Here is a 22,606-nt window from a genome sequence, read left to right on the forward strand (position 1 = left end):
AAATTCAGCGCCGCAGAGAGTGAATGATTGCGTCACAGCCTTTTTGGCAGTGTTTTCGGGTTTTACTATAACAAAAAGGAGTATAGAGAAATGATTTACTATGTCAATAATTCCGCTCCGAAGAATGGAAACGGAACAAAAGAGATGCCGTTCAAGTTCATCAACGATGCGGCAAAAATTGCAAAGGCAGGAGATGAAGTTCTGGTTGCACCTGGTATTTACCATGAATATGTTGATCCGGTCAACGGCGGAACCGAGGATGCGAGAATCGTCTATAAGAGTGAGAAGCCGCTCGGCGCAAAGATCACCGGTGCGGAAACGATGAATGACTGGGAGCATTACAAAGATAATGTGTGGGTATGCCGTGTAGACAACGGAGTTTTTGGCAATTATAACCCATACACGACAATGGTCGGCGGTGACTGGTATTTTGCACCGGTGGTACGCCATACCGGCGCGGTTTATCTGAATGACCGCCAGTTATACGAGGCAGAGACACTCGAGGAGTGTATCAAGGGCGAGGTTTATGCGCCGTCCTGGGAGCCGGAGTGGTCGGTTTACAAATGGTATACCGAGCAGGACAAAGAGAAAAATCAGACGGTCATCTACGCAAACTTCCAGGGTAAAAACCCGACGGAGGAAAAAGTAGAAATCAACGTGCGCCGGAACTGCTTTATGCCGTCGAAAACAGGCGTAAATTATATTACGTTCAGTGGATTTGATGTCAGCAAGGCGGCAACGACATGGGCGCCGCCGGCTGCTTATCAGGACGGTATGATCGGTCCGCACTGGTCGAAGGGATGGATTATTGAGGACTGTGAGGTCAGCAACAGCAAGTGCTGCGGTATTTCGCTCGGAAAATATTACGATCCGGAGAACGACCATTACTTTACCAGAAAACACGTAAAAAGCCCGACCCAGATGGAGCGTGATGCTGTGTGCCGCGGCCAGTATCACGGCTGGACGAAGGAGAACATCGGAAGCCATATCATCCGCCGCTGCCACATCCATCACTGTGAGCAGACCGGTATTGTCGGACGAATGGGCGGTGTGTTCAGTATTATCGAGGACAACCACATTCACAACATCAACAATATGCAGCAGCTTGGCGGAGCCGAGATTTCCGGTATCAAGATGCATGCGGCGATCGATGTTGTGATGAGAAGAAATCACATTCATCATTGTACGATGGGCATCTGGTGCGACTGGGAGGCACAGGGAACACGCCTGACCCAGAATCTGCTGCACGACAACTGCCCGCCGGAGGGAACACCAAAGGCAGAGGGTGCAATGATGAGTCAGGATATTTTCATCGAGGTTGGCCATGGTCCGACACTGATCGATAACAACATTATGCTCTCACCGGTCAGCGTTCGTATGGCGACCGATGGTATTGCCTGCGTACACAATCTGATGCTTGGCTCATTAACTGCAGTTGGCGGCGGAACAGGAGACCGTTACACGCCGTATCACATCCGTCACCGTACCGAGGTTGCCGGATTCATGACATTCCTGCATGGCGATGACCGGTTCTACAACAACATCTTTATCCAGAATTACCCGGTTGAGGAAACAGAAACGGTTGAGGACATGGGCTTCAAGATGGAGGATAACCAGGAGGTCGGAACGCATGTGTTCGACGAGTATCCGACCTATGACGAGTGGATCAGTCACTTTGAGCTGGATAAACCGGCCGACATGAGCAAGCTGGAGCCGTATCACAACAAGTGCCATCTGCCGGTTTGGGTAAACGGAAACGCTTACTTTAACGGAGCAAAGGCGTGTGTGAATGAAAAAGAGAGTCTTATGGATAACGAGAACCAGGTTAAGGTGGAACTTGTGGAAAAAGACGGCCACTATTCCATCAAGACGAACGTGTATGAGTTCCTGAAGGATTTCCGGACGGGAATTATCAACAGTGATATTTTAGGATACGCCTTCGAGCCGGAGCAGAGATTCGAAGATCCGGACGGAAGCACGATTATCTTCGATCAGGACTATCTTGGCGAGCACCGCGGCGTGGCAGCAATGCCGGGACCGTTTGCGGATGGAGCTGAGGCAGAGAAGATTCTGTGGTAGAAGAAATCAGAACTTACCGGTTGATACGAAAAAAACAGGGCGCTGTGCAGGAAATGGCACAGCGCCCTGTTTTGGTAAAAGGAAAGTCAGGATGCCTTTGCAGAATCTTTTGCCGTCGGCATTTTCTCGTATAAGATTTTCAGCATAATCGGTGTTGCAATACTCGAGAAGAGAATCAGCAGAATCACGGCACTGAAGAAATCGCCGGATAAAAAGCCTGCATTCAGACCCTTTTGTGCGACGATCAGACAGACTTCACCACGGGTCATCATACCGACACCGATTTTCAGGCTGTCGCCCCAGGTAAAGCCGCATCCCTTTGACATCAGGCCACAGCCGATAATTTTTGCGGCAAGGCCGACGATGACGAAACAGATGGCAAAGAGTACGAATTTCTCGTTCATGCCGCTGAGCGTTGTTTTGAGTCCGATACTTGCAAAGAAAATCGGTCCGAAAATCATATAGGAGCTGATATCCATTTTTTCTTCGATGTAATCGGAAGAATCGAGGGAACACAGGATAACGCCCGCAACGTATGCACCGGTAATATCGGCGATGCCGAAATATTTTTCGGAAATGTAGGACAGTCCGAAGCAGAGCGCAAGACCCAGAATCGGGAGACGGCGGGTGTGCGGAAATACGGAGTTCATGCGGTTGAACAGCTTAAAGCAGAGAAAACCGAGCACAATCGCAAGGGCAAAAAACAGAATGGTGGAGGCTGCTACTTTCAGCGGATTGGATGTCGGATCTTTAAAACCGATGACAACAGTCAGCACAATGATACCAATGACATCGTCGATGATGGCTGCATTTAAGATGGTTGTTCCAACCTCTGTTTTCAGCTTGCCGAGTTCTTTCAAGGCCTGTACGGTGATGCTGACCGATGTTGCAGTCAGAATAACACCGATAAAAACAGCGTGGTAAAATTCTTCCGTTCCGACAGCAGAGAAGCCATAAAAGCTCATGTATAAGATGGCTCCAAGAACGAGAGGAACAAAAACACCGGCACAGGCGATCAGCAGGGATTTCACTCCGGTGCGGAGCAGATCCTTCAGGCTGGTGCCAAGACCTGCGGAGAACATCAGCAAAATGACACCGATCTCCGCCATTTGTGCGAGAAAGTCAGACTGCTGAACGAGTCCCAGCACACTGGGTCCAAGGACAATACCGGCAATCAGCTCGCCCACAACCTGCGGAGCCTTGCATTTTCTGGCAAGAATACCAAACAATTTTGCGAATACGATAATGATTGCCAGGTCTTTTAAAATGACATACGTATCCATGAAAAAGATACCCCCTTTTATGAAGTTTATGTATGTGTCGGCAGCTTGAAAGAGCAATGCCGGAGTTTGATACGCATACATTTTCAGTATAACAAAAATTGAGAAAAAATACTATCGGCAAGAAAGAAAAAATAAAGTAAAACGGAAAAAGAGATATAGAAAAGAGCATGTAGATATAGTATGATCAAAGCAGCAAATAAATTTTACATGAAGTTCAAAAAGCGGGATCAAAAAAACGAAAGGGGAAATAAAAAATGAGAGTTGGGAACGTGAAAGAAATTGTATTTTCCAAAGATCCAAAACAGATGAACTGGCTGCGGGAGGATTTCCCATACGCCGAGGTGAAATGCCCGCCGGAGTTTTCGGCTGAGGTGCAGAATGAGAAAGACGGAGATGTGCTGACAACGAAGATTGTGGTTTCTTACAACGGTGCGCATCCGTATTTTACAAATGCCGGAAGTATTGGGGTTTCATTTCCGTTGCAGGACCGCTACACGGACAGTGTGACCTGCCGGGATTACCGGTGCCATGCACATATTTTCTGCGGGGAAAATACCAGTTATATCATGGCACTCCGCATGGGCGGTGCGGCTCCGCATCTGGGAATGGTACTCACAAAAGGCAGTCTTTCTGCTTACAGTATTGAGCGCGATCTGAAACTGCAGAGCAATGACAGAGGCTGCTTCTGGCTGCACCCGTCCGCACAGGAATTTGCGCCGGGAGACACGATGACGCTGGAGTGGAAAGTATTTCCGCATCAGGGACGCGAAGATTTCCGGGAGAAATTAAGAGCATTTTCCCAGGTGATTCTGGTGGATGCGGAGCAGTATGTGATTTATCCGGGAGAGACGAGTAAGGTAACCATTGAACCGGTATTTCCGGCGGAAAAAGTGACGGTAAACGGAGTATCGCTGGAAAAGACGGAAAAAGGTGTTTATGAATATCTGTTTGAAAATGAAAAAACAGGGGAATATGTACTTTCAATTTGTGCCGATGAGGTGAAAACTATTTGCCGTCTTCTCGTACAGGAGCGGCCGGAAGAACTGGCTGCAAAACGGTGTGCGTTTATTGTCGATCACCAGCAGTATCATGGAAAGATCAAAGAACTACAGGGTGCCTATCTGCCGTATGATAACGAAGAAAAAATTCTCGTCTGCACGCCGGAAAATGATTTCAATGCCGGACGGGAGCGTACCGGTATGGGTGTGCTGATTGCACGGGCACTGCAGCAGAATCTTTTAAAAGACCGGGAAAAAGCGGAGAAGAGTCTTCGTGAGTACCATGCATTCTATCTTCGCGAGCTGGTAAATGCATCAACTGGACTTGTATGCAACTGCTCAGGAAAAGACAACAGCTATTTTCGGCTTTACAACTATCCATGGGCAGTGACATTCTTTCTTGAATGCTGGAAGCTGTGGGGAGAAAAAGAAGATCTGAAGACAGCAGTTCGTATCACAGAGAAATTTTATGAACAGGATGGATTCCGTTTTTATCCGATTGAAATGCCGATTGTGATGCTCTGTCAAGAGCTGGAAAAAGCAGGAGAACAGGAGGATCTGAAAACAGTAAGAGATCTGTTCCGACGTCATGCTGATCAACTGATTGAGATTGGAACGGCTTATCCGGCTTCGGAAGTAAATTACGAGCAATCGATCGTACAGCCGGCGGCTGAAGTCATTCTTCAGGTTTATGAAGTGACCGGGGAAGAAAAATACCTGTGCGGAGCCGAGCAGCAGATCGCCGTCCTCGAACTCTTCGACGGCCAGCAGCCGGACTACCATCTGCATGAAATTGCAATCCGTCATTGGGACGGCTACTGGTTCGGAAAACGCAGAGTCTTCGGAGACACTTTCCCGCACTACTGGAGTGCAGAAAACGGTCGAACCTTCAAGCGCTACGCCCGCCTGACCGGAAACGAAGAATATAATATTCGCGGTGAGCATTCCCTGCGCGGCGTGCTGTCCATGTTCTTTGAGGATGGAACAGCGACCTGTGCGTACCTGTATCCGTATTCCGTCAACGGAAAGAAAACCGATTTTGCCGATCCGTATGCCAATGACCAGGATTGGGGATTGTGCATGAACCTGGAATAAAGAATGACCAGAACCTTCAAACTGAAATCATACAGAGTGATTCAGTTTGGAGGTTTTTTGGATTTGCAGAAGATGGATTCCGGCATGGTGTAAGAATAATGATATGATTTTCCTCAATGATGATGTAATAAAACCAGAACCAGACAAAGGATTTGTGAAAATCAAAAGGGTATGGAAACAATCCATACTCTATTTTTTCTTTTAAAAAGAGAAATAAAAAACGTTGACGAAAAAAAAGAAATTTGATAAACTGGAAAAATAAAAGGGAGTAGCTAGCCAACCGTGTTCACTTCTTCGTCAGTACAGCTATTGACATTCAATAACTCGGAAAGTGATTAAATAGCGAGACTTTTACTGTAGATGCAGTAGGAGTCTCTTTTTTTATGCCTATAACACCTGCTGCAAAGAATGCAAAAGAAAGAGAGGAAGATACGTATGATGTTACAGGCAGGGATTTTGATAGTGGGTTTCCTTTTTCTGGTAAAAGGAGCAGACTGGTTTGTGGAAGGGTCTGCAAGCATAGCAAGAAAGTTTGGAATTCCCCAGCTGATTATCGGACTTACCATTGTTGCAATGGGAACGAGTATGCCGGAGGCTGCTGTAAGTATTACCGCAGCGATGCAGCAGAACGCAGGAATTACGATAGGAAATGTGGTTGGAAGCAATATTTTGAATATTTTTATTATTCTCGGACTTACGGCATTAATAACAAATGTGGCAATACAAAGGTCTACCTTGTTTTATGAAATACCGTTTATGATGTTTGTTACGGTAGTTTTAATGATATGCGGAATGACAGGAGGAAAAGTAACGTTTGCCGAGGGCATAGTCTTATGGGCACTGTTTCTTGTATATCTTGGCTATTTGTTTGTAATGTCGAAAAAAGGGGAAAATCCGGAAGAGGAGGAAGCGAAAAATTATCCTGTCTGGAAATGTCTTCTTTTGATGGTGGCAGGCGGCGTCCTGGTTGTAAAAGGAAGTGATTTTGCCGTCAGCGGGGCAACCGAGATTGCCCGATACTTTGGAATGAGTGAGCGTTTTATCGGATTGACGATAGTTGCTCTCGGAACATCTCTTCCAGAGCTGGTAACATCTGTGACAGCGGCAAAAAGAGGAAATGCAGGGATTGCAATCGGAAATATTGTCGGAAGCAATATTTTTAATATTTTATTTGTAATTGGAACAGCCGCACTGATCTGTCCTGTGCCATTTGAAACTAAATTTATTGTAGACACAGGAATCGCAATTCTGGCAGGTCTGGTTTTATGGATTGGGACGTACAAGAACAGGGAATTACGGAAAACGTGTGGTGTCGTTATGCTTTTATGCTATGCAGGATATTTTGCATATTTATGTGTGGTATAGGATGAACCATTTTTGATGAAACCATTATTTAAGCACCGACCATTTGGCCGGTGCTTTTGAAGTGCATTCAAAGCTATGCGAAACGGAAGAAAAAATCAAGAATCATGCTAGAATCTAGTACATCGTTTTGTAAATAACTATACCAATCACGCAGGATGCAGATTCGAGTGTGCAGGTATAAAAATGTAGGCGTAGCGGGCTACGCCGAGGCTTTTATGCCTGTGCAATCAGATTTGCAGACAAGTGAGTGGTATAGTTATTTCGAAAACGATGTACTAGCTTCGGAAGGCGGAAAACAGTCCCAAAAAGTGCAACAATTTTCTGGAAAATATGCTATAATCTGATCAAAGTAGAGAAAAGCGGAGAGTAGAAATGAAAAAATTACCAGAATCAGAACAGGAAATTATGATGATTATATGGGAATATGAGGAACCTGTCAGTCGATTTCAAGTTGAAGAAAAGTTGAATGTAGAGAAAAATGTTGCACCGAGTACCATTTTAACATTGCTTACTCGTTTGGAAAAAAAAGGATTTATTCAAAAAGTGAGGAACGGGAAATCAAATCTTTATGTACCATTAGTAGAAAAAGAAAATTATATAGGCACGGTTGGAAAAAACATGTTAGATAAAATGTTTCAAGGGTCATTAGCAAAATTCGCATCGGCACTGTATGATGGAGAAAAACTTAGCTCAAAAGAGGTTAAGCAATTGCAGGAATTTATTGACAGACAAAAATAGAAAAAGTGGTGTAGAGGATATAGTTACAGATGGCATTTATCATAAAGTGGAATCTTTCAATAGGCATAGTCGCATTTATGGCATATGTTGTACAAAAAATAATGGGGAAAAGGCTCGGTCATTACTGGAGAAAGATAGTCTGGATACTTCTGACACTTAAAATGTGCTTTCCATTTTGGAGTGTGACAGAGAAATTTCGGCAACATCCTTTTATGATTTCTATGCCGGCATATTATATCGGGGAACAAAATCAAAAGACCGCGATCATGACGAAAATGGGAAACGTTTCAATTCGAAGGTGGATGTCAGGCGAAAAATTTTTGCTGTATATATGGATTGCAGGGATGATTTTATGTCTTTTGTTTCACGCAATACAATATAGAATATGGAAAAAAAGAATATTTGCAGAATGTAAAAAGATGCAAAAAAATTCCGTATTAGAAGCTCTAAAAAAAGCAAGCGAAGTTTGTAAAATAAAAAAAACAGAAATATGGGTCTGTGAAAATCAAGATTTTTATTCTCCTATGTTGTTTGGTGTACGAAATACAAAAGTATTGATTCCACAAGAAATGCTGGAAACGGAAAATTACTCCTATGAAGAATGGTATTTGATTTTTTTACATGAATTGACACATCAGAAAAAACACGATTTATGGTATAAAAGGTTTCTTCAAATTATAAGGGATGTTTATTGGTTTTGTATCCCAATGCTGTGGGTGCAAAAAATGGCAAATATAGATATCGAATGTGTCTGTGATGAGACTGTTACAAAACATATGAATCTGACGCAACGGAAAGATTATTGCAATGTTATTTTAAAAGTGGCTTCAAAACAAACGAAAAAAGAATTGTCTGGAGTTGTTTCAATGGTATCAGAAACAGAGATACTGAAAGAACGATTTTACAATGTGTTTTTAGCAAGAAAAAAACTTCGAATATACGTCACTGTTTTTCTTTTTGGAATAATTATTTTGAGTTTTTCGGAAATGCAAATAGCGCGACAAATATGGTCATCATCGCATATAGAAAATTGTCCCAAATGCAAAGCTGCGGTACAAGGAGAAGTGGTTTGGAATGCATGGGAAAATGAAAAAAATGTAGTATGTACACATCAATATGCATGGGGAGATGACTTACAGAAAGCCAGATATGGAGTAGAAAAAATCAGGTGTAATGAATGTGGAAATTTTTTTGAGATAAAGATCAGGCAAGAAAAAATAGTCTGCCATGGGTATAATGATTAATTAGACAAATGTAGAAAAAAGATTGACAAAAAGTAGGAAGTATGGTATTTTTTGTTATACAAATGTAGAACGTACGTTGACAGGTATAATAAATTTTTAAGGAGAAAAGTATGAAAGCGGTAAAGAAAAAAATTTCCATTTTTCTAATGACCTTAATGTTGGCCAGTACATTTTCTGCCAATGTAACAAAAGCGGATGTTATCGAAAGTAAGAATATTTTTGCGTATGAAGAAATTATGCCGTATGCTGCAGTTTGCCCGAGATGTGGAGGAAGAATAACATCGTCAACCGTATGGGGAAGCTGGATAAGCAGTGGTACAGTTACATGTACTCATGGTCACGCATGGGGAACTGATTTGAAGCAGTATAGAACAGGAATAAAAACTACAAAATGTTTAAATTGTAACGCAGGAAATACTGCTAATGTGAAAGAAACAAGAACAATTTGTCACGGATATGATAATTAATGGTTAAAACACAAGGCTGTTGTATGATATGTAAAAAAACAGAAGTCATGCAATAGCCTTGTGCTATATAGAAACATAGGGGGTAGCATAATGATGGGAAAAAGGTTGAAAGAAATTTTTGGTTTGATTCTGATTAACATCACATTAGTCAGTGGGAGCTTAAATGCAGAAACGGTATATGCAGATACACAAGCCAAGATTGAAATTGAGAAAACGGAAATGCCATTAAAAATTTGTGTTGATGAAGAAAATAAAAAAACGGTACTTCAAATAGTGGCAGCCTGGAAGAAAATATATAAAAATAATGGAGTGGAACTAATGGTAATCCCATCAGGGCAACAGGCTTCGGAAGAAAAAGTACAGGAGATCCAGAATGAAATTACGACAGGAGAAGGGCCGGATGTATTTTTGGCAGAAGGGCCGAATCCGACCTGGAGTGAGCAAAGAGCAGTTGTTTTTGAGGACCCCAAAAAAGAAATGTATCAGGGAACCTTTCTTTCGTTGAAACCATACATGAAATATTTTGATATAGATATTTTAGAAGAGAAGATTTTGTCTGCAGGTATGGCTAATGAGGAACAAATACTGATTCCTATGACATACGATTATTTTCTATATGCATTTACAACACAGGATTTACCGGAAAATACAGAAATATCAAGAAATTGGCTGGAATTAGCCAGACAAAAAGAAAAAGCAATTCAACAGATTGTAGGGCAAAGAAGTGGGGTTCAATTTTTTGATACATTTAGTGAGGTAGTTGATTATAAGAAAAAAACACTTCTATATTCGGAAGAGCAGATAAAAAAAGTTTTGGATGAAACAGTAGCATTAAAAACAAGATCATTAGCTTTAAACTGGAAAATAAAAGATACAGGAGTAGTAAGTCTAAATGATTTGGAAGAACTTGGAGGTGAAAAAACAGTTCATACGGTATTTGCAATGCCGAATCAGGAAGGCGGATTCACTGCAAATGTTACACTTTATGCAGGAATTAATAAGAACACAAAGCAACCTTTAAAAGCAGTCTCCTTTTTACAAATGCTATACAGTGAAGAAGTTTTATCAGGAAAAGGAATAGAGTTAGAAGATAGAAGAGAGGCAAGCAATATAAGATTTCCGCAAGGGGTTTCTATTTACAAAAAGGAACTAGAAAAACGAATGCGGAGTCTTTCGAGACAAGATCAAAAACAAATCAAAACGATACAGGAAGAAGTAAACACCGTTCGATTTTATTCGGTATGGGACAGGGAACTTAATTCCTTATTATCTAAGTATGAGGCACAGGAAGATGAAAAGCAAAAAGAGCATGTCTTCATAAAAACAATACAGAAATGGAAGGGAAAAATACAGAAATGACATAAAAAATCAGCCCTGTGGAGTGAGAGTTGCAAGAAACAGATTTTCCGGAGTACTGTGGAACAGTCTGTAAAGCTAAAGCGGATATTCGCAATCCGCTTCGTTACTTGCTCATAACTGAATAGCTGCTTCACCGCTTATCAGGACTTGGTTGATTCGGTTAAATTCTTTTAGGGTTTGTCAAGGGTGATGAGGAGCTTTAAAAACAGGCTCCTCTTCACCCTTAATTTATATATCGGTTAATGATCTGTGCGTTTGAGAAATTGATTCGTATATATCAAGACACATATGACAGAGCATTACTTTTGACAGGAATTTTTAGAAACAATAACCTTTGTCGGTCGATACAGTTTTTCTCCGAAGAAGTAGCCTTTCTGTATTTCCTCGACAACTCTGTCTTCTTCCACCCGGTCGGTTTCTTCGATGTGCACTGCATCATGGATATGAGGATCAAATATTGTACCATTTGCTTCCATCGGTAAGACATTCAGCTGATATAAATTCTGCGCCAAAGCTGTACGGAAATCCATCATAAGAAGCTTTTCATCCATATAGGCCCAGCGATTCGTCGTTCGTTCCGAACTGACAATTCCATATTCGAGATTGTCTTTTACAGCCAGCAGCTTTTCAATCCATGTGCTGACTCGGATATTTGTATCTCCGTCATGACAGTCTGCAAATACTTCTTGTGTCTGTCTGGCGATCATCTGGATTCTCTTTCCAATTGCAGAAGCCTTCGTTGTGGGGTTCAGATTTTCCGCCCCCAGGCAAAACTCTTTTCCGGCCTGAAGTACATTTGCGAGAAGCTGTTCCGGTACGAAAACGGTATTTATCGGGAAGCGTTTCGGCTTTTCTTCTGTGAATTGACTCAAATCTATCTTTGCAAGATTCTCTCCTGATTGCAGTATCAGGGTAAAATCGCCGCATTCCATTCCAACCTCGATCCATGCTTTCAGCCGGCTTGCATCCTTTGGAAATTCAGGACAGATCTCCTCCATTTTCTAGGTTCTGACTTTCCTTTTAGAATCCTTTGATTTCAGATACAGGTTCAGACCTTTTCCTTTGATTCCGGAATCCAGCAAAATGTCGAAACCATCTGTTCGCATGGGAATCATGTGTCGTTCTTCGTTAAGCCAGGTTAATGGAATGCATTCCTTTCCCCATTGGATGGTTGAAATTTCAATTCCGGCGGTCCATGGGAAAAGTACAAGCATGGTAATAGGCTTCGCGGTAGGATTGGTAAGTCTGGCTCCCTGGGCTGCAGTTCTATCCGCGGCCACAACGGAAAGATCCTCGTATCCGATTGTTTCCTGACCCAGTGTTTCTCTCGATTTCGTATCACTTAGATAATAGTACGTCATATTTGGAATCATTTCTGGAGTATTCTCTCCGATGGTATATTCCAATCCTTCCAGCATATTAGTTTGATCTGTCCATGCTGAAAATTCTGCCAGCAGATTTTGCTTTTTACAATTTGAAATCACACGAACCCCAAATTGCTGGTCATGTTTCATATCTTGTGCTTTTGAAAGGGCACAAGCATCTGTCGCAGTCATAACCCTTATTACATGAAAGCCTGCTTTTTCCATGGCGGTCCGTACATTTTTCTGCGTTATAATTTCCGGTATAGAAAGGGCAAGCACACAATCGCTTATCTGTGCAAATGCAGTTTTTTGAAGCTCCATTTTCAATTCCTTCATCAGAGCAATACAATATCGAATCGAACAAGGCTCCAGGGTAGAAGAAACTGCGCTTTCTGCTTCCTGCATAAAGTCTTCTTCGTCTGTGTTTCTCTCGTGAAGCATCCGTAATATCCGCCTGACTCATAACGGTGAAGATACGGAGCAGTTACTTTTTATCAAGGGTTCTCGCGCATTACGCCGACCAGTGCATGCGGGACATATGGCTCTTCGAGATAAGCAGTCTCATCCGGTGTCAGCTGTACACCGATGGCTTTGACGCCCTCTTCAATATGCGATACCTTTGTCGCCCCGACAACCGGAGCAGTTACTTTTGTGAGCAGCCATCCGAGCGAAATCTGGATTCTCGTCAGCCCCTTCTTCTTTGCAAGTTCACCGACGCGGTCGATAATGATGGCGTCTTTTTCTTTCGTCGCATCATACTTTCCTTTTGCGTACGTATCTTCCTGCAGCCGTTTGGAAAGCTCCGACGGTTTTTTTGCCAGGCGGCCGGAAGCCAGCGGGCTGTACGGTGTCAGTGCAATATTCTGATCCTTGCAGAACGGAACCATCTCGCGTTCCTCCTCGCGGAATAGCAGATTGTAATGTCCCTGAATCGAAACAAATTTGGCCCAGCCGTTCTTATCCGCAATATAATTTGCTTTTGCCAGCTGCCATGCGAAGCAGTTAGAAATACCGATGGCGCGTACCTTTCCTGCAACGACAGCTGAATTTAATGCCTCCATCATTTCTTCTACCGGTGTGTGATAGTCCCACATATGGCAGATATAAAGGTCAACATAGTCCATGCCAAGATTCGTAAGGCTGCGATCGAGAAGACCTAAAATATGATCTTTTCCGCTCACCCCGTCTGCAATTTCCTGCGGGCTGCGCGGGAAAAATTTTGTTGCGACAACGACTTCATCACGTTTTGCAAAATCGTTCAGCGCGCGTCCCAGATACTGCTCGCTGGTGCCGCTCTGATAACCGGCAGCGGTATCAAAAAAGTTTACACCAAGTTCCAGACCGCGTTTTAAAATCGCGCGGGAATGCTCCTCGTCCAGTGTCCAGGAATGTATGCCGCTTTTTGCATTTCCAAATCCCATACATCCCATACAGATTCTCGATACCTTTAAATCCGAATTTCCAAGTTTTGTGTATTCCATGAAAAAATCTCCCTGTGCGATGATGTACTCCCAGAGTACATGATTTCGTGCTTTTCTAAGATACTTCCATTGTAAAATCGGAATACAGATTTGTCCAATACTTGATGCAAAAAGAAGGGTATGTTCAAAAAGCATGAAGAACGAGAGAAAGAACAGGAAAAACATGTGAAGGAACATATACAAAATCAAGTGAAAGTCAGTTTTCTAAAAGTAAAAAGTCAAATCAGAACATTTTTTTTCATCCCGGAGTATGCTAAAATTTTTTTATAAGACAAAGACAGGATGTGCGAAAGCATGTTGCAGGGGTTTTTACGCACAATCCGGAAAAGAGGAAACATGAAGAAACAGTATTACTGCAATCCATTAAACATGGACTACCGTTACCAGTTTATCGAGGATATGAGAAGCGGCGAGGACAAGATTTCCCGCGAGGCCGCCGATCCGTCGATGATTTTATTTCAGGGAAAATATTATATTTTTGCATCCATGACTTTGAGCGTCTGGGTTTCGGAGGATATGGTTCACTGGGAGAGCCACCGTCTGCCGGACAGCCTGCCGCTGTATGACTATGCGCCGGATGTGCGCGTGGTCGGCGATTACGTGTATTTCAGCGCATCCCGTCGTGGCACGATCTGCGATTTTTACCGCACGAAAGATATCTTAAACGGTCCGTTTGAGCGTATTCCGGGAACCTTCGATTTCTGGGATCCGAACCTGTTTCTTGATGATGACGGAAAGCTCTATTTTTACTGGGGATGCAATAACGTGACTCCGATCTGGGGTGTGGAGCTTGAACCGGAGACGATGGTTCCAAAGACCGAGAGAAAAGAACTGATCTACGGTCAGCCGGAAAAAATCGGATACGAGCGCGTCGGAGAAAATCATTCCAAAATGCCGCTGAGTGAAGAAGAAGCTGTTGAAAAATTCAAAGAATTTCTGAAAGCACAGGGAAAAGATGCGGATCATCTGACGGAGGAGCAGATCGGGTTTGCCAAAATTATGTTCAGTCAGAGACCGTTCATCGAGGGCGCATGGATGACAAAGCACAATGGAATCTATTATCTCCAGTATGCCGGCCCGGGAACGGAATACAACGTTTACGGTGACGGTGTTTACGAGAGTGATTCCCCGCTTGGCCCGTTCCATCTGGCAAAGAACAATCCATATTCCTATAAACCGGGCGGATTCCTGCGCGGTGCAGGTCACGGTTCGACGATGGAGGACCGCTATGGAAACTGGTGGCATACCGCGACAATGCAGATCAGCAAAAACCACGATATGGAGCGTCGTGTTGGCATCTGGCGGGCAGGCTTTGACGAAGATGGTGTTCTGTTCTGCAATCAGCAGTTCGGCGACTGGCCGATGGCAGTGGAGCAGGCAAAAGAAGACCCATGGGCAAAACCGGAGTGGTATCTCTTAAGCTATCAGAAAGCAATGAGTGCATCGTCCTGTGAAGAAGGCAGAGAACCGTCGTTTGCGGCAGATGAAAATATCCAGACCTGGTGGCGCGCCGCCGGAAATCAGCCGGGTGAGTGGATCTCGATGGATCTTGGTGAGGTAAAAGATGTCCGCGCCGTACAGATCAATTTTGCGGATGATAAAATCGATGTACCCCTGCCGGGCGAGCGTCAGGGCGAACGATATATTGACCCGAGTCAGCATAAAACAAGATGGCTGCTTGAGGCATCCGCCGATGGAACAAACTATTTTGTCCTGGCAGACAAATCAGACGCAGAAACTAATCTGCCACACGATTTCGTTGTAAAAGAAGAGGGTGTACAGATCCGCTATCTGAAACTTACTGTTTTTGAAGTACCGTACAATCAGAATCCATGCATCTCCGGCTTTCGTGTCTTCGGACTCGGCAACGGCGAAAAACCATCCGCACCGCAGTATCAGGCAGAGCGAACCGGAACCATGGATATGCGCATCACCATTGAGCCGCAGACAGACGCCGTCGGATACAACGTCCTCTGGGGTTTTGCTCCGGACAAGCTGTATCACAGCTGCATGACCTTTATGCCGGAGCAGAATATTGGCGCGCTGGTCGAAGGCGAAACGGTATATGTGAGAGTCGATGCGTTTAATGAAAATGGAATTACGGAAGGGACCGTAAGGCCGCTTGCATGATACAATTATATTGAAAAAGCAGAAAAACAGCTCAGGTGCTCTTTGGAGAAATGAACATTAGAAATAGACAGATCAAACATAAGGAGTAATCATGGAAATAGATAAATTGCAGCAATTGCTTTCAGAAATGTCTTTGCAGGAAAAAATAGGACAGATGGTACAGCTTACCGGTGTATATTTTGACAAAGAGGCAGTGCTTACCGGTGTTGTTGGCGAACAGTTACCACCGGAATGGATCATTCAATATGCCGGTTCAGTGCTAGGAGTGATCGGTAAAGATAAAATTTATGATATCCAGAGCAGATATATGGAACAGCATCCCCATCATATCCCGCTTCTCTTTATGGCAGATGTTATCCATGGATGTCGGACGATTTTTCCGATTCCGTTGGGGCAGGCGTGTTCATTTCATCCGGAACTGGTGTCTGAGGCGGCTTCTATAGCTGCCTGGGAGGCATCTTCAGAAGGGCTCAGAGCAACATTTTCTCCTATGATTGATGTTTCAAGAGATCCCAGATGGGGAAGAATGATGGAATCCTTTGGAGAAGATCCATATGTAAATGGGATCATGGGAAAAGCAATGGTAGATGGCTATCAGCAGAAAGATGATGCCGGAATAGCGGCATGCTTGAAGCATTTTGCGGGTTATGGAGCAGTGAATGCAGGCCGGGAATATAATGATGTTGAAATATCCCAGCGAACATTTCTGGAACAGTATGTAAAACCTTTCCGTATGGCATTAAAAGCAAAGCCTGCTATGGTCATGACAGCTTTTAATGCTATTGACCGTAAACCGATAAGCGGAAATAAGGAACTTCTTAAAGGGCTTCTGCGGGATAAGGAAGGATTTGAGGGAACTGTAATTTCAGATTGGGGCTCCATAGGTCAGCTGGAAGAACAGGGAGTGGCAGCTGATATGGAAGAAGCAGCAATCCAGGCTTCAGAAGCCGGTGTAGACATTGATATGATGAGTCCTGCTTATATGCTGTGTCTGGAAAAACTGGTAGAAAGCGGAAAAATCCCGGAAGCGTTTGTTGATGAAAGTGCATTCCGGGTCCTGATGATGAAAAATCAGCTTGGGCTTTTTGAAAATCCGTTTGCCGGTCTTGGAAAGAGTGGAAAACTGACTCTGCATAACCGGGAAAAAGCATATCAGCTGGCTGGCGAAAGCTGTGTCCTTTTGAAAAATGAAAAGCTGCTGCCATTAAGCATGAAGAAGAAAGTTATCTGGGCAGGTCCTTATACAGCGTCAAGAGAACTATTAAGCCGCTGGTCAATTTTTGGAGAACATGAGGCAGTTGAAACAATAGAAGATGTTTTGCAAAAAAAGCAGATAGAAGCAGAATGTATTACAGGATGCGATATTCTTTCTGATGAAGAGTGTAAGGTATGGCAGGTGGAACAGGAATTGTCTGACAAGCCAAGGGATGAGCAGTGGCTGGAAACGATAACCCATGAAGATACGGTTGTATGTGTACTTGGGGAACATGAGTCCCAGTCAGGAGAGGCTGCCAGCAGGGCATTCCTGACTTTGCCGGAAGAACAGCAGGTGTTATTTGAAAAAATAGCAGAACGTACAAGTAATATTGTGACTGTGGTAATTACAGGAAGACCATTGGACCTGCGGAGGATATCAGAAAAATCCAAGGCTGTCATTATGGCATGGAGACCCGGCACTATGGGAGCTGAAGCAATCATAGATCTTGTGTATGGCAGAATAAACCCTTCCGGCAAATTAGCTGTGAGTATCCCATGGTGTGTGGGACAGGTGCCCATAAGCTACTGGGATGTAAAAACCGGGCATGTGCTTACTGCAGATAACCTGGAGAACCGTTTCACCAGCAGATATATGGATATTCCCAATACACCATTATATCCATTTGGTTTTGGATTATCCTATACAGAGTTTGATGTTTCGGATGTTGAAGTTCGGATGGAACAGGACAAAAGAGTGCATGTACATTGTAAGGTAAGTAATACAGGCAATATTGCGGGGGCAGAGGTCGTTCAGTGTTATTACGAAACATTACATGCATCTGTGGTGCGTCCGATGAAAGAGCTTGTCCGTTTTCAGAAAGTCTTTCTGGATCCGGGAGAAAAGAAGGATGTAGATTTCTTTATTGACCAGGAAGAATTCTCATATTATGGCAAAAACATGGAAACCGTCAGCAGCGGAATGAAACTGCGTATCAGTATTGGAAACAGTAGTGACCACCTTGTTTCTGAGAACATTATACAAGCATAGGAGAAAAGAGACATGAAAGATTTTGAAAAGGATTTGATTTATGGCGAAACGGTGTATGTGAGAGTCGATGCGTTTAATGAGAATGGAATTACGGAAGGAAGCGTAAGGCCGCTTGCATGATGCAATTATAGTTGAAAAAGCAGAAAAACAGCTCAGGTGCAGAAATGCACTTGAGCTGTTTTGACGTTAGGCATATCAACGTCTAGCGTAAAAGCCTTTTTCAGACACGCTCTAGGATACGGAGAAACGTCGGTGCAGTATTAGAAGAACCACATGCCTGCACGTCAGAAGAAAAAAATCAGTCATTGGAGTGATGCACTTTTTTGTGCTCGTTGCATTGGTCCCTGTATTGTTTTGGCGTGAGTTCGTTTACTTTTTTAAACATTTCAATAAAAGCGCGGGAACTGGAAAAACCACTTTCTTCTGAAATATCAGGAATAGAAGAAGTCGTAGTTTCAAGGAGATGGGTCGCATGGTCTAATCGGAGCGAAGAAAGATAGACATTAAAATTGCGACCTGTTTTTTTGGCAAATATTCTGGAAAAATAGGTCGGATTGAAGCCAAAATGTTCGGAAACACTTTCCAGAGTGATATGTTCTCTATAATGTGCTGCCAGATATTCGGTAAAAGAAATCGAATCCTCTAATTTGGATCGGGGGGGGGTAGTACAAGTCGGAGCAGCCATGCTTTCAGAGAGAAGGATATGAAAAATTTGGAGAACACAGGCATTCATCCCAAGGAGATCAACCGGTTTTTCGGATCGTGAATATCGGTAGATATCCATAAGAAGTTCTATGATTTCTTTCCGATGTCTGTTCACAACATCCTGTTCTATAATAGGGTAGTTTTTACTATCTGGGTTAAAAAAAAGCTGTATGATAGAGACAGGAACAAGCACTGCAAATCCTAGAAAGGAGGCAGAAACTTCAAGTGACTTATGAATAACATTTGGGTTCACAAAAAGAAAATCATTATCTTTTGCATATGTCATAGTAGAGCCGATTTCACAGCGCAGTGTTCCCGAAATAGAACAGTTAAATTCAAAACTGTTATGCCAGTGAAAATGCGGTGCTGAATTTACATCTTTAGGTTTTTCTAACTGAATCCAGTCAGAATGAAATACCTTGCAAAAGCGTCCGTCATACAAATTGATTGGTTCATATTCGATAATTTCCATATGCTTTGCCCTCTTTTGAATTGTAGATTAACCATGAATAAAAAAGGAAAAATGATCACATACCATAAAGATTGCACAATAACATATTAATCGAAATTCGTTAAAAAGTCTATAAAAAAGTGATATAAAGTAAAAATACTGTATAGATTAGATAAGAAAGCGTCTTGAGAAAAGATAAGAAAAAGTATAAAAATAGATTATAACAAAAACGAACTTTTCTAAAGGAGGAAAAGAGATGAAAAGAAAAACATTAGCAGTTTCACTATCAGCAATCCTTGCAGCATCCGTGCTTTTTGGATGTGGAAGCAATTCCAAAAGTGGGGATACGAAGAGTTCTTCTAACAATGGTAGTGCCAGTGCCAGCGCATCTGATACATCCAACACGGGCTCAGATACTTCTGGTTCAGGTATCCAGTACGATGGAGACGATGTAACGATTACCTATTGGCATACACATGGTGATTCAGAGGAAGAGGTTCTTGTAGATACCATTATTCCTGAGTTTGAAAAACAGTATCCAAATATTCATGTTGATGCTGTAAGAATGCCATACGATGGATTGATGCAACAGATTATTACCAGCCTTTCCAGTGGAACAGGCCCGGATCTGATGCGAATGGATATTATCTGGGTTCCAGAACTTGCTGAGATGGGAGCACTTGCAGCAGTTGATGATCTGGAAGGATTTGCAGATCTGAAAGATAATCTGTACGAAGGACCGCTGAGTACTAATTATTACAATGGAAAATATTATGGATTGCCATTGAACACAAACTGTCTGTCAGGCGTTTACAGTAAGACCATGATGGAGGAACTGAATATTGACAGTATTCCGACAACTTACGATGAAGTTGTTGCATTGAAGGACAAGCTTGGCTCAGATCAGTATCTGATCGCATGCGAGGGGGCAAACTCTTGGGCTATGGCTCCATTGTTTCATTCTCTGGGCGGCGTTTATACCAATGAGGACTATACGAAAGCATCTGGTTATGTCAACAGTGAAGATAGTGTAAAGGCACTGGAGACTATCGTTGAGTGGTATGATGAAGGAATTATTGGACCTTGCTTCACAGGTGGAAAGCCGGATGCAGCAAATGGTCTTTACGATGGAAATTATCTGTTTAGTTATCAGGGTCCATGGTTCTTCACAAATGATGATGAAGAAAATCTGGCAAAAGTAGAAGTAGGACTTCTGCCGGCTGGTAAAGCCGGATCTCTTACCGTTAACGGTGGCGAGGATTTGGTTATGTTTGAGAGTAGCGATAAGAAAGAAGCATCCTGGGTATTTGCAATGTTCTTAATGAGTGAATTCTCTCAGACAGCACAGGCTGTAGGCGGTGGACATCTGATCCCGACTGTAAAAACAATTGCCGAATCTGAAGAAGTACAAGCAGTACCGAATATGAGTACGTATATTGAACAGCTTGAGGGAGCTGTATCCCGTACCCCATCTCCGGCATGGGAGAAAATTTCAGATAAACTCTCTGTAGCATTCCAGAGCGCAGTTCTTCATGAGGATACGGCACAGTCCGCACTCGATAAGATTGCTCCGGAACTGGATGCATTGCTTGCAGGTGAGGCATCATAATTCAAGAAAGATGAAACAAATTTCCACAGGCTTTCTTGCCTGTGGAAATTGTTTATAGGGCGATAAAAAGCAGCCCGGAAAGGTATCTGTTATGAAAAAACCTTTATCAGAAAGATTTTCCAAAGGTCTGAAACAATGGTTGGCCGTTTTGCCCTTCCTTGCAGTGGGAATGACCTTATTTATTGTCTTTGTATTATATCCACAAATTAAGAATATTTATATTGCACTAACAAATTATAGCATTATGCCAGGTTCGGAAAATACATTTGTTGGAATAAGTAATTTTGCTAAAATGTTCAAAGATATTTCAACAAAAGGATCTGATGCCTATTTTTTCTGGATTGCATTTCGAAATAATATTTTAGCAGTTCTGGTTACTGTGCCAGGACAGTTGGTTCTTGGCCTGATCGTTGCTGTTTTGATTCATAACCTGAAAACAGGAAAAAATGTATATAAAGTACTCTTATATATTGCAGTTATTTGTGACTGGGTTGTTTTCTGTAATATCATTGATTATATTTTCCAACCGGATGAAGGAAGTCTTGTAAACTACTGTCTGACTACCATCGGAATCTTAAAAGAGCCGGTAGCATGGTTGAAGAATACATGGACAGGAAACTTTGTTATCTGGATCTGCTCAATCTGGAAGGGCTATGGCTGGGTTATGATCATTTACACCGCCGGTCTTCTTGGAATCCCATCAGATCAGTATGAAGCTGCAACGATGGATGGAGCCAATGCGGTTCAGAAATTCTTCCACGTTACACTTCCTGGATTAAGAGGAACTACGCTTTATCTACTGATTAATCTGATTAACGGTGCAATGAATATCTTTATTCAGGTGTTCCTGTTGACAAAAGGAGATCCGCTCGGAACAACAGATGTTGTTATGGATTATATTTACCGGAGGGCGTTCAATTATTTCGATTTTGGGTATGCGGCCGCTTGTGGTATTGTCATGGGTATTGTTGTATTTGTTATTTCCATGGGACTGAAGAAATTCCTTCGCTATGGTGAAAATCTTTAAGGAGGAGAGCAGCAATGAAGAAAAAGAAAATAATTAGTCAGATCTGTATTCATGTGATTTTAGTAGCGTTGACAGCAATATGCCTTCTTCCTTTTTTGTCAATGATTTCGACTTCATTTATGAAGGTAAAAGGTGTTTTGCCGAACGAGCCAATTTTATTTCCGAATTTTCCACTTTATCTGGAAAACTATGTAAAAGCGTGGACTGCAAACCATTTTCAGACGTACTTTTTCAACACACTATACGTGTCTGTAGTGGGCCTTATCGTAAATCTGTTAATTTCGATCACGATGGCATATTCTTTCTCACGATTCCAGTTTCCAGGAAAGGAGCCTATTTTTAACTTGCTGTTGCTCACAATGATGATTCCGGCACAGCTGGCTATGATCTCCCAGTACACTGTTTTAAACGGATTGAAACTGATTGATACCTATAAAGGAATTTGGCTGCTGTGGGGAGGCACTTGTGTGGCAGGAAACACCTTCTTCTATAGAGGTTTTTTTGAAGCAGTGCCGAAAGAGCTGGAAGAGTCCATGTACCTTGATGGTGCAACCAGGTTTCAGACCTTGTTACATTGCATTATTCCGTTAAGTAAACCGGCAATTGCAACACAGGCAGTATTGGCGTTTAATGGATACTGGTCGAACCTATTTGATATTCTTACCTTTACAAAATCGACAAACAAGAGAACACTTTCCGTTGCACTGCAACTGTTCCGTGGACAGTATACGACGAACTATGGCCTGATGTTTGCTGCCAGTGTTATTGTTATTATTCCGATTATTGTATTGTTTGTTATTTTTCAGAAACAGTTTATGCAGCAGGGCATTACGGACGGTTCCATAAAAGGATAATATCGGATTCTCTGCAAAATTTCAGCCGGGAGGTGAAGTATGATTACAACTAGAAAAAAACAGTCGTTTGGTATTGCAGCAGTTGAACTTGGTGCACCGGTTTCGGCAGTAC

Annotated in this window: 17 protein-coding genes; 12 read left to right on the forward strand and 5 right to left on the reverse strand. The window is 42.7% G+C overall.

The window, feature by feature from the left end; genetic code table 11:
- Positions 1 to 90 precede the first annotated feature (90 nt).
- Positions 91 to 2,079, forward strand: a complete 1,989-nt coding sequence (locus DWY63_RS07885) for a right-handed parallel beta-helix repeat-containing protein (RefSeq protein ID WP_117801805.1) — start codon at positions 91 to 93, stop codon at positions 2,077 to 2,079.
- A gap of 86 nt (positions 2,080 to 2,165) precedes the next feature.
- Here DWY63_RS07885 and DWY63_RS07890 read toward each other — a convergent pair whose 3' ends face one another.
- Positions 2,166 to 3,362, reverse strand: coding sequence for a cation:proton antiporter (locus tag DWY63_RS07890; protein ID WP_022461245.1), 1,197 nt, complete (start codon positions 3,360 to 3,362; stop codon positions 2,166 to 2,168).
- 254 nt (positions 3,363 to 3,616) lie between these two features.
- Here DWY63_RS07890 and DWY63_RS07895 point away from each other — a divergent pair, with 254 nt between their 5' ends.
- From DWY63_RS07895 to DWY63_RS07925, 6 genes are all read left to right on the forward strand, one after another.
- The gene (locus DWY63_RS07895) at positions 3,617 to 5,455 is read left to right on the forward strand and encodes a six-hairpin glycosidase (protein ID WP_117801806.1); all 1,839 of its coding nucleotides are present in this window, start codon (positions 3,617 to 3,619) and stop codon (positions 5,453 to 5,455) included.
- 435 nt (positions 5,456 to 5,890) lie between these two features.
- On the forward strand, positions 5,891 to 6,820 hold the full coding sequence (locus tag DWY63_RS07900) for a calcium/sodium antiporter (RefSeq protein ID WP_117801807.1): 930 nt from the start codon (positions 5,891 to 5,893) through the stop codon (positions 6,818 to 6,820).
- 372 nt (positions 6,821 to 7,192) lie between these two features.
- On the forward strand, positions 7,193 to 7,558 hold the full coding sequence (locus DWY63_RS07910) for a BlaI/MecI/CopY family transcriptional regulator (protein WP_022461242.1): 366 nt from the start codon (positions 7,193 to 7,195) through the stop codon (positions 7,556 to 7,558).
- 29 nt (positions 7,559 to 7,587) lie between these two features.
- Entirely contained in the window at positions 7,588 to 8,802 is a 1,215-nt protein-coding gene (locus DWY63_RS07915; protein WP_022461241.1) for a M56 family metallopeptidase, read from the forward strand.
- Positions 8,803 to 8,912: 110 nt separating this feature from the next.
- Complete coding sequence (locus tag DWY63_RS07920) at positions 8,913 to 9,269, forward strand: hypothetical protein (protein WP_022461240.1); 357 nt, start codon at positions 8,913 to 8,915, stop codon at positions 9,267 to 9,269.
- A gap of 90 nt (positions 9,270 to 9,359) precedes the next feature.
- Complete coding sequence (locus DWY63_RS07925) at positions 9,360 to 10,628, forward strand: extracellular solute-binding protein (RefSeq protein ID WP_022461239.1); 1,269 nt, start codon at positions 9,360 to 9,362, stop codon at positions 10,626 to 10,628.
- Between the two features lie 299 nt (positions 10,629 to 10,927).
- On the opposite strand, the gene DWY63_RS07930 is transcribed toward DWY63_RS07925, so the two are convergent.
- Genes DWY63_RS07930 through DWY63_RS07940 form a run of 3 tightly spaced genes read right to left on the reverse strand, consistent with a single transcriptional unit; the run spans position 10,928 to position 13,473 of the window.
- Positions 10,928 to 11,626 carry a nucleotide exchange factor GrpE gene (locus DWY63_RS07930; protein WP_022461003.1) on the reverse strand — a complete coding sequence of 233 codons (699 nt, stop codon included), beginning with the start codon at positions 11,624 to 11,626 and terminating at the stop codon, positions 10,928 to 10,930.
- 3 nt (positions 11,627 to 11,629) lie between these two features.
- Positions 11,630 to 12,433, reverse strand: a complete 804-nt coding sequence (locus tag DWY63_RS07935) for a hypothetical protein (RefSeq protein ID WP_022461004.1) — start codon at positions 12,431 to 12,433, stop codon at positions 11,630 to 11,632.
- Between the two features lie 53 nt (positions 12,434 to 12,486).
- A complete protein-coding gene (locus DWY63_RS07940; protein WP_117801808.1) occupies positions 12,487 to 13,473 on the reverse strand; it encodes an aldo/keto reductase in 987 nt (328 codons plus the stop codon).
- Positions 13,474 to 13,809: 336 nt separating this feature from the next.
- Between DWY63_RS07940 and DWY63_RS07945 the strand changes: the two genes are divergently transcribed.
- Positions 13,810 to 15,603 (forward strand): family 43 glycosylhydrolase, encoded by a 1,794-nt coding sequence (locus tag DWY63_RS07945; RefSeq protein ID WP_117801897.1) that lies wholly within the window; start codon positions 13,810 to 13,812, stop codon positions 15,601 to 15,603.
- Between the two features lie 91 nt (positions 15,604 to 15,694).
- Positions 15,695 to 17,848 carry a glycoside hydrolase family 3 N-terminal domain-containing protein gene (locus tag DWY63_RS07950; protein ID WP_117801809.1) on the forward strand — a complete coding sequence of 718 codons (2,154 nt, stop codon included), beginning with the start codon at positions 15,695 to 15,697 and terminating at the stop codon, positions 17,846 to 17,848.
- A 298-nt stretch (positions 17,849 to 18,146) separates the two neighbouring features.
- On the opposite strand, the gene DWY63_RS07955 is transcribed toward DWY63_RS07950, so the two are convergent.
- The gene (locus tag DWY63_RS07955) at positions 18,147 to 19,025 is read right to left on the reverse strand and encodes a helix-turn-helix transcriptional regulator (protein WP_055267222.1); all 879 of its coding nucleotides are present in this window, start codon (positions 19,023 to 19,025) and stop codon (positions 18,147 to 18,149) included.
- Between the two features lie 235 nt (positions 19,026 to 19,260).
- Here DWY63_RS07955 and DWY63_RS07960 point away from each other — a divergent pair, with 235 nt between their 5' ends.
- From DWY63_RS07960 to DWY63_RS07970, 3 genes are all read left to right on the forward strand, one after another.
- Complete coding sequence (locus DWY63_RS07960) at positions 19,261 to 20,613, forward strand: extracellular solute-binding protein (protein WP_117801810.1); 1,353 nt, start codon at positions 19,261 to 19,263, stop codon at positions 20,611 to 20,613.
- A 379-nt stretch (positions 20,614 to 20,992) separates the two neighbouring features.
- Positions 20,993 to 21,640: a carbohydrate ABC transporter permease gene (locus DWY63_RS07965; RefSeq protein WP_238032975.1), complete on the forward strand. Its 648-nt coding sequence runs from the start codon at positions 20,993 to 20,995 to the stop codon at positions 21,638 to 21,640.
- Positions 21,641 to 21,654: 14 nt separating this feature from the next.
- Positions 21,655 to 22,494, forward strand: coding sequence for a carbohydrate ABC transporter permease (locus DWY63_RS07970; protein WP_117801812.1), 840 nt, complete (start codon positions 21,655 to 21,657; stop codon positions 22,492 to 22,494).
- Positions 22,495 to 22,606 lie beyond the last annotated feature (112 nt).

The organism is Blautia sp. AF26-2 (genome assembly GCF_003460955.1).
In the GTDB taxonomy this organism is placed as follows: Bacteria; Bacillota; Clostridia; order Lachnospirales; family Lachnospiraceae; genus Fusicatenibacter; species Fusicatenibacter saccharivorans.

Coding starts and splice junctions, on each gene's coding strand:
- DWY63_RS07945 (WP_117801897.1), top strand. CDS start 13,810: ATGAAGAAACAGTATTACTGCAATCCATTAAACATGGACTACCGTTAC.
- DWY63_RS07940 (WP_117801808.1), bottom strand. CDS start 13,473: ATGGAATACACAAAACTTGGAAATTCGGATTTAAAGGTATCGAGAATC.
- DWY63_RS07900 (WP_117801807.1), top strand. CDS start 5,891: ATGATGTTACAGGCAGGGATTTTGATAGTGGGTTTCCTTTTTCTGGTA.
- DWY63_RS07885 (WP_117801805.1), top strand. CDS start 91: ATGATTTACTATGTCAATAATTCCGCTCCGAAGAATGGAAACGGAACA.
- DWY63_RS07935 (WP_022461004.1), bottom strand. CDS start 12,433: ATGCTTCACGAGAGAAACACAGACGAAGAAGACTTTATGCAGGAAGCA.
- DWY63_RS07955 (WP_055267222.1), bottom strand. CDS start 19,025: ATGGAAATTATCGAATATGAACCAATCAATTTGTATGACGGACGCTTT.
- DWY63_RS07970 (WP_117801812.1), top strand. CDS start 21,655: ATGAAGAAAAAGAAAATAATTAGTCAGATCTGTATTCATGTGATTTTA.
- DWY63_RS07960 (WP_117801810.1), top strand. CDS start 19,261: ATGAAAAGAAAAACATTAGCAGTTTCACTATCAGCAATCCTTGCAGCA.
- DWY63_RS07895 (WP_117801806.1), top strand. CDS start 3,617: ATGAGAGTTGGGAACGTGAAAGAAATTGTATTTTCCAAAGATCCAAAA.
- DWY63_RS07910 (WP_022461242.1), top strand. CDS start 7,193: ATGAAAAAATTACCAGAATCAGAACAGGAAATTATGATGATTATATGG.
- DWY63_RS07930 (WP_022461003.1), bottom strand. CDS start 11,626: ATGGAGGAGATCTGTCCTGAATTTCCAAAGGATGCAAGCCGGCTGAAA.
- DWY63_RS07950 (WP_117801809.1), top strand. CDS start 15,695: ATGGAAATAGATAAATTGCAGCAATTGCTTTCAGAAATGTCTTTGCAG.
- DWY63_RS07920 (WP_022461240.1), top strand. CDS start 8,913: ATGAAAGCGGTAAAGAAAAAAATTTCCATTTTTCTAATGACCTTAATG.
- DWY63_RS07925 (WP_022461239.1), top strand. CDS start 9,360: ATGATGGGAAAAAGGTTGAAAGAAATTTTTGGTTTGATTCTGATTAAC.
- DWY63_RS07915 (WP_022461241.1), top strand. CDS start 7,588: ATGGCATTTATCATAAAGTGGAATCTTTCAATAGGCATAGTCGCATTT.
- DWY63_RS07890 (WP_022461245.1), bottom strand. CDS start 3,362: ATGGATACGTATGTCATTTTAAAAGACCTGGCAATCATTATCGTATTC.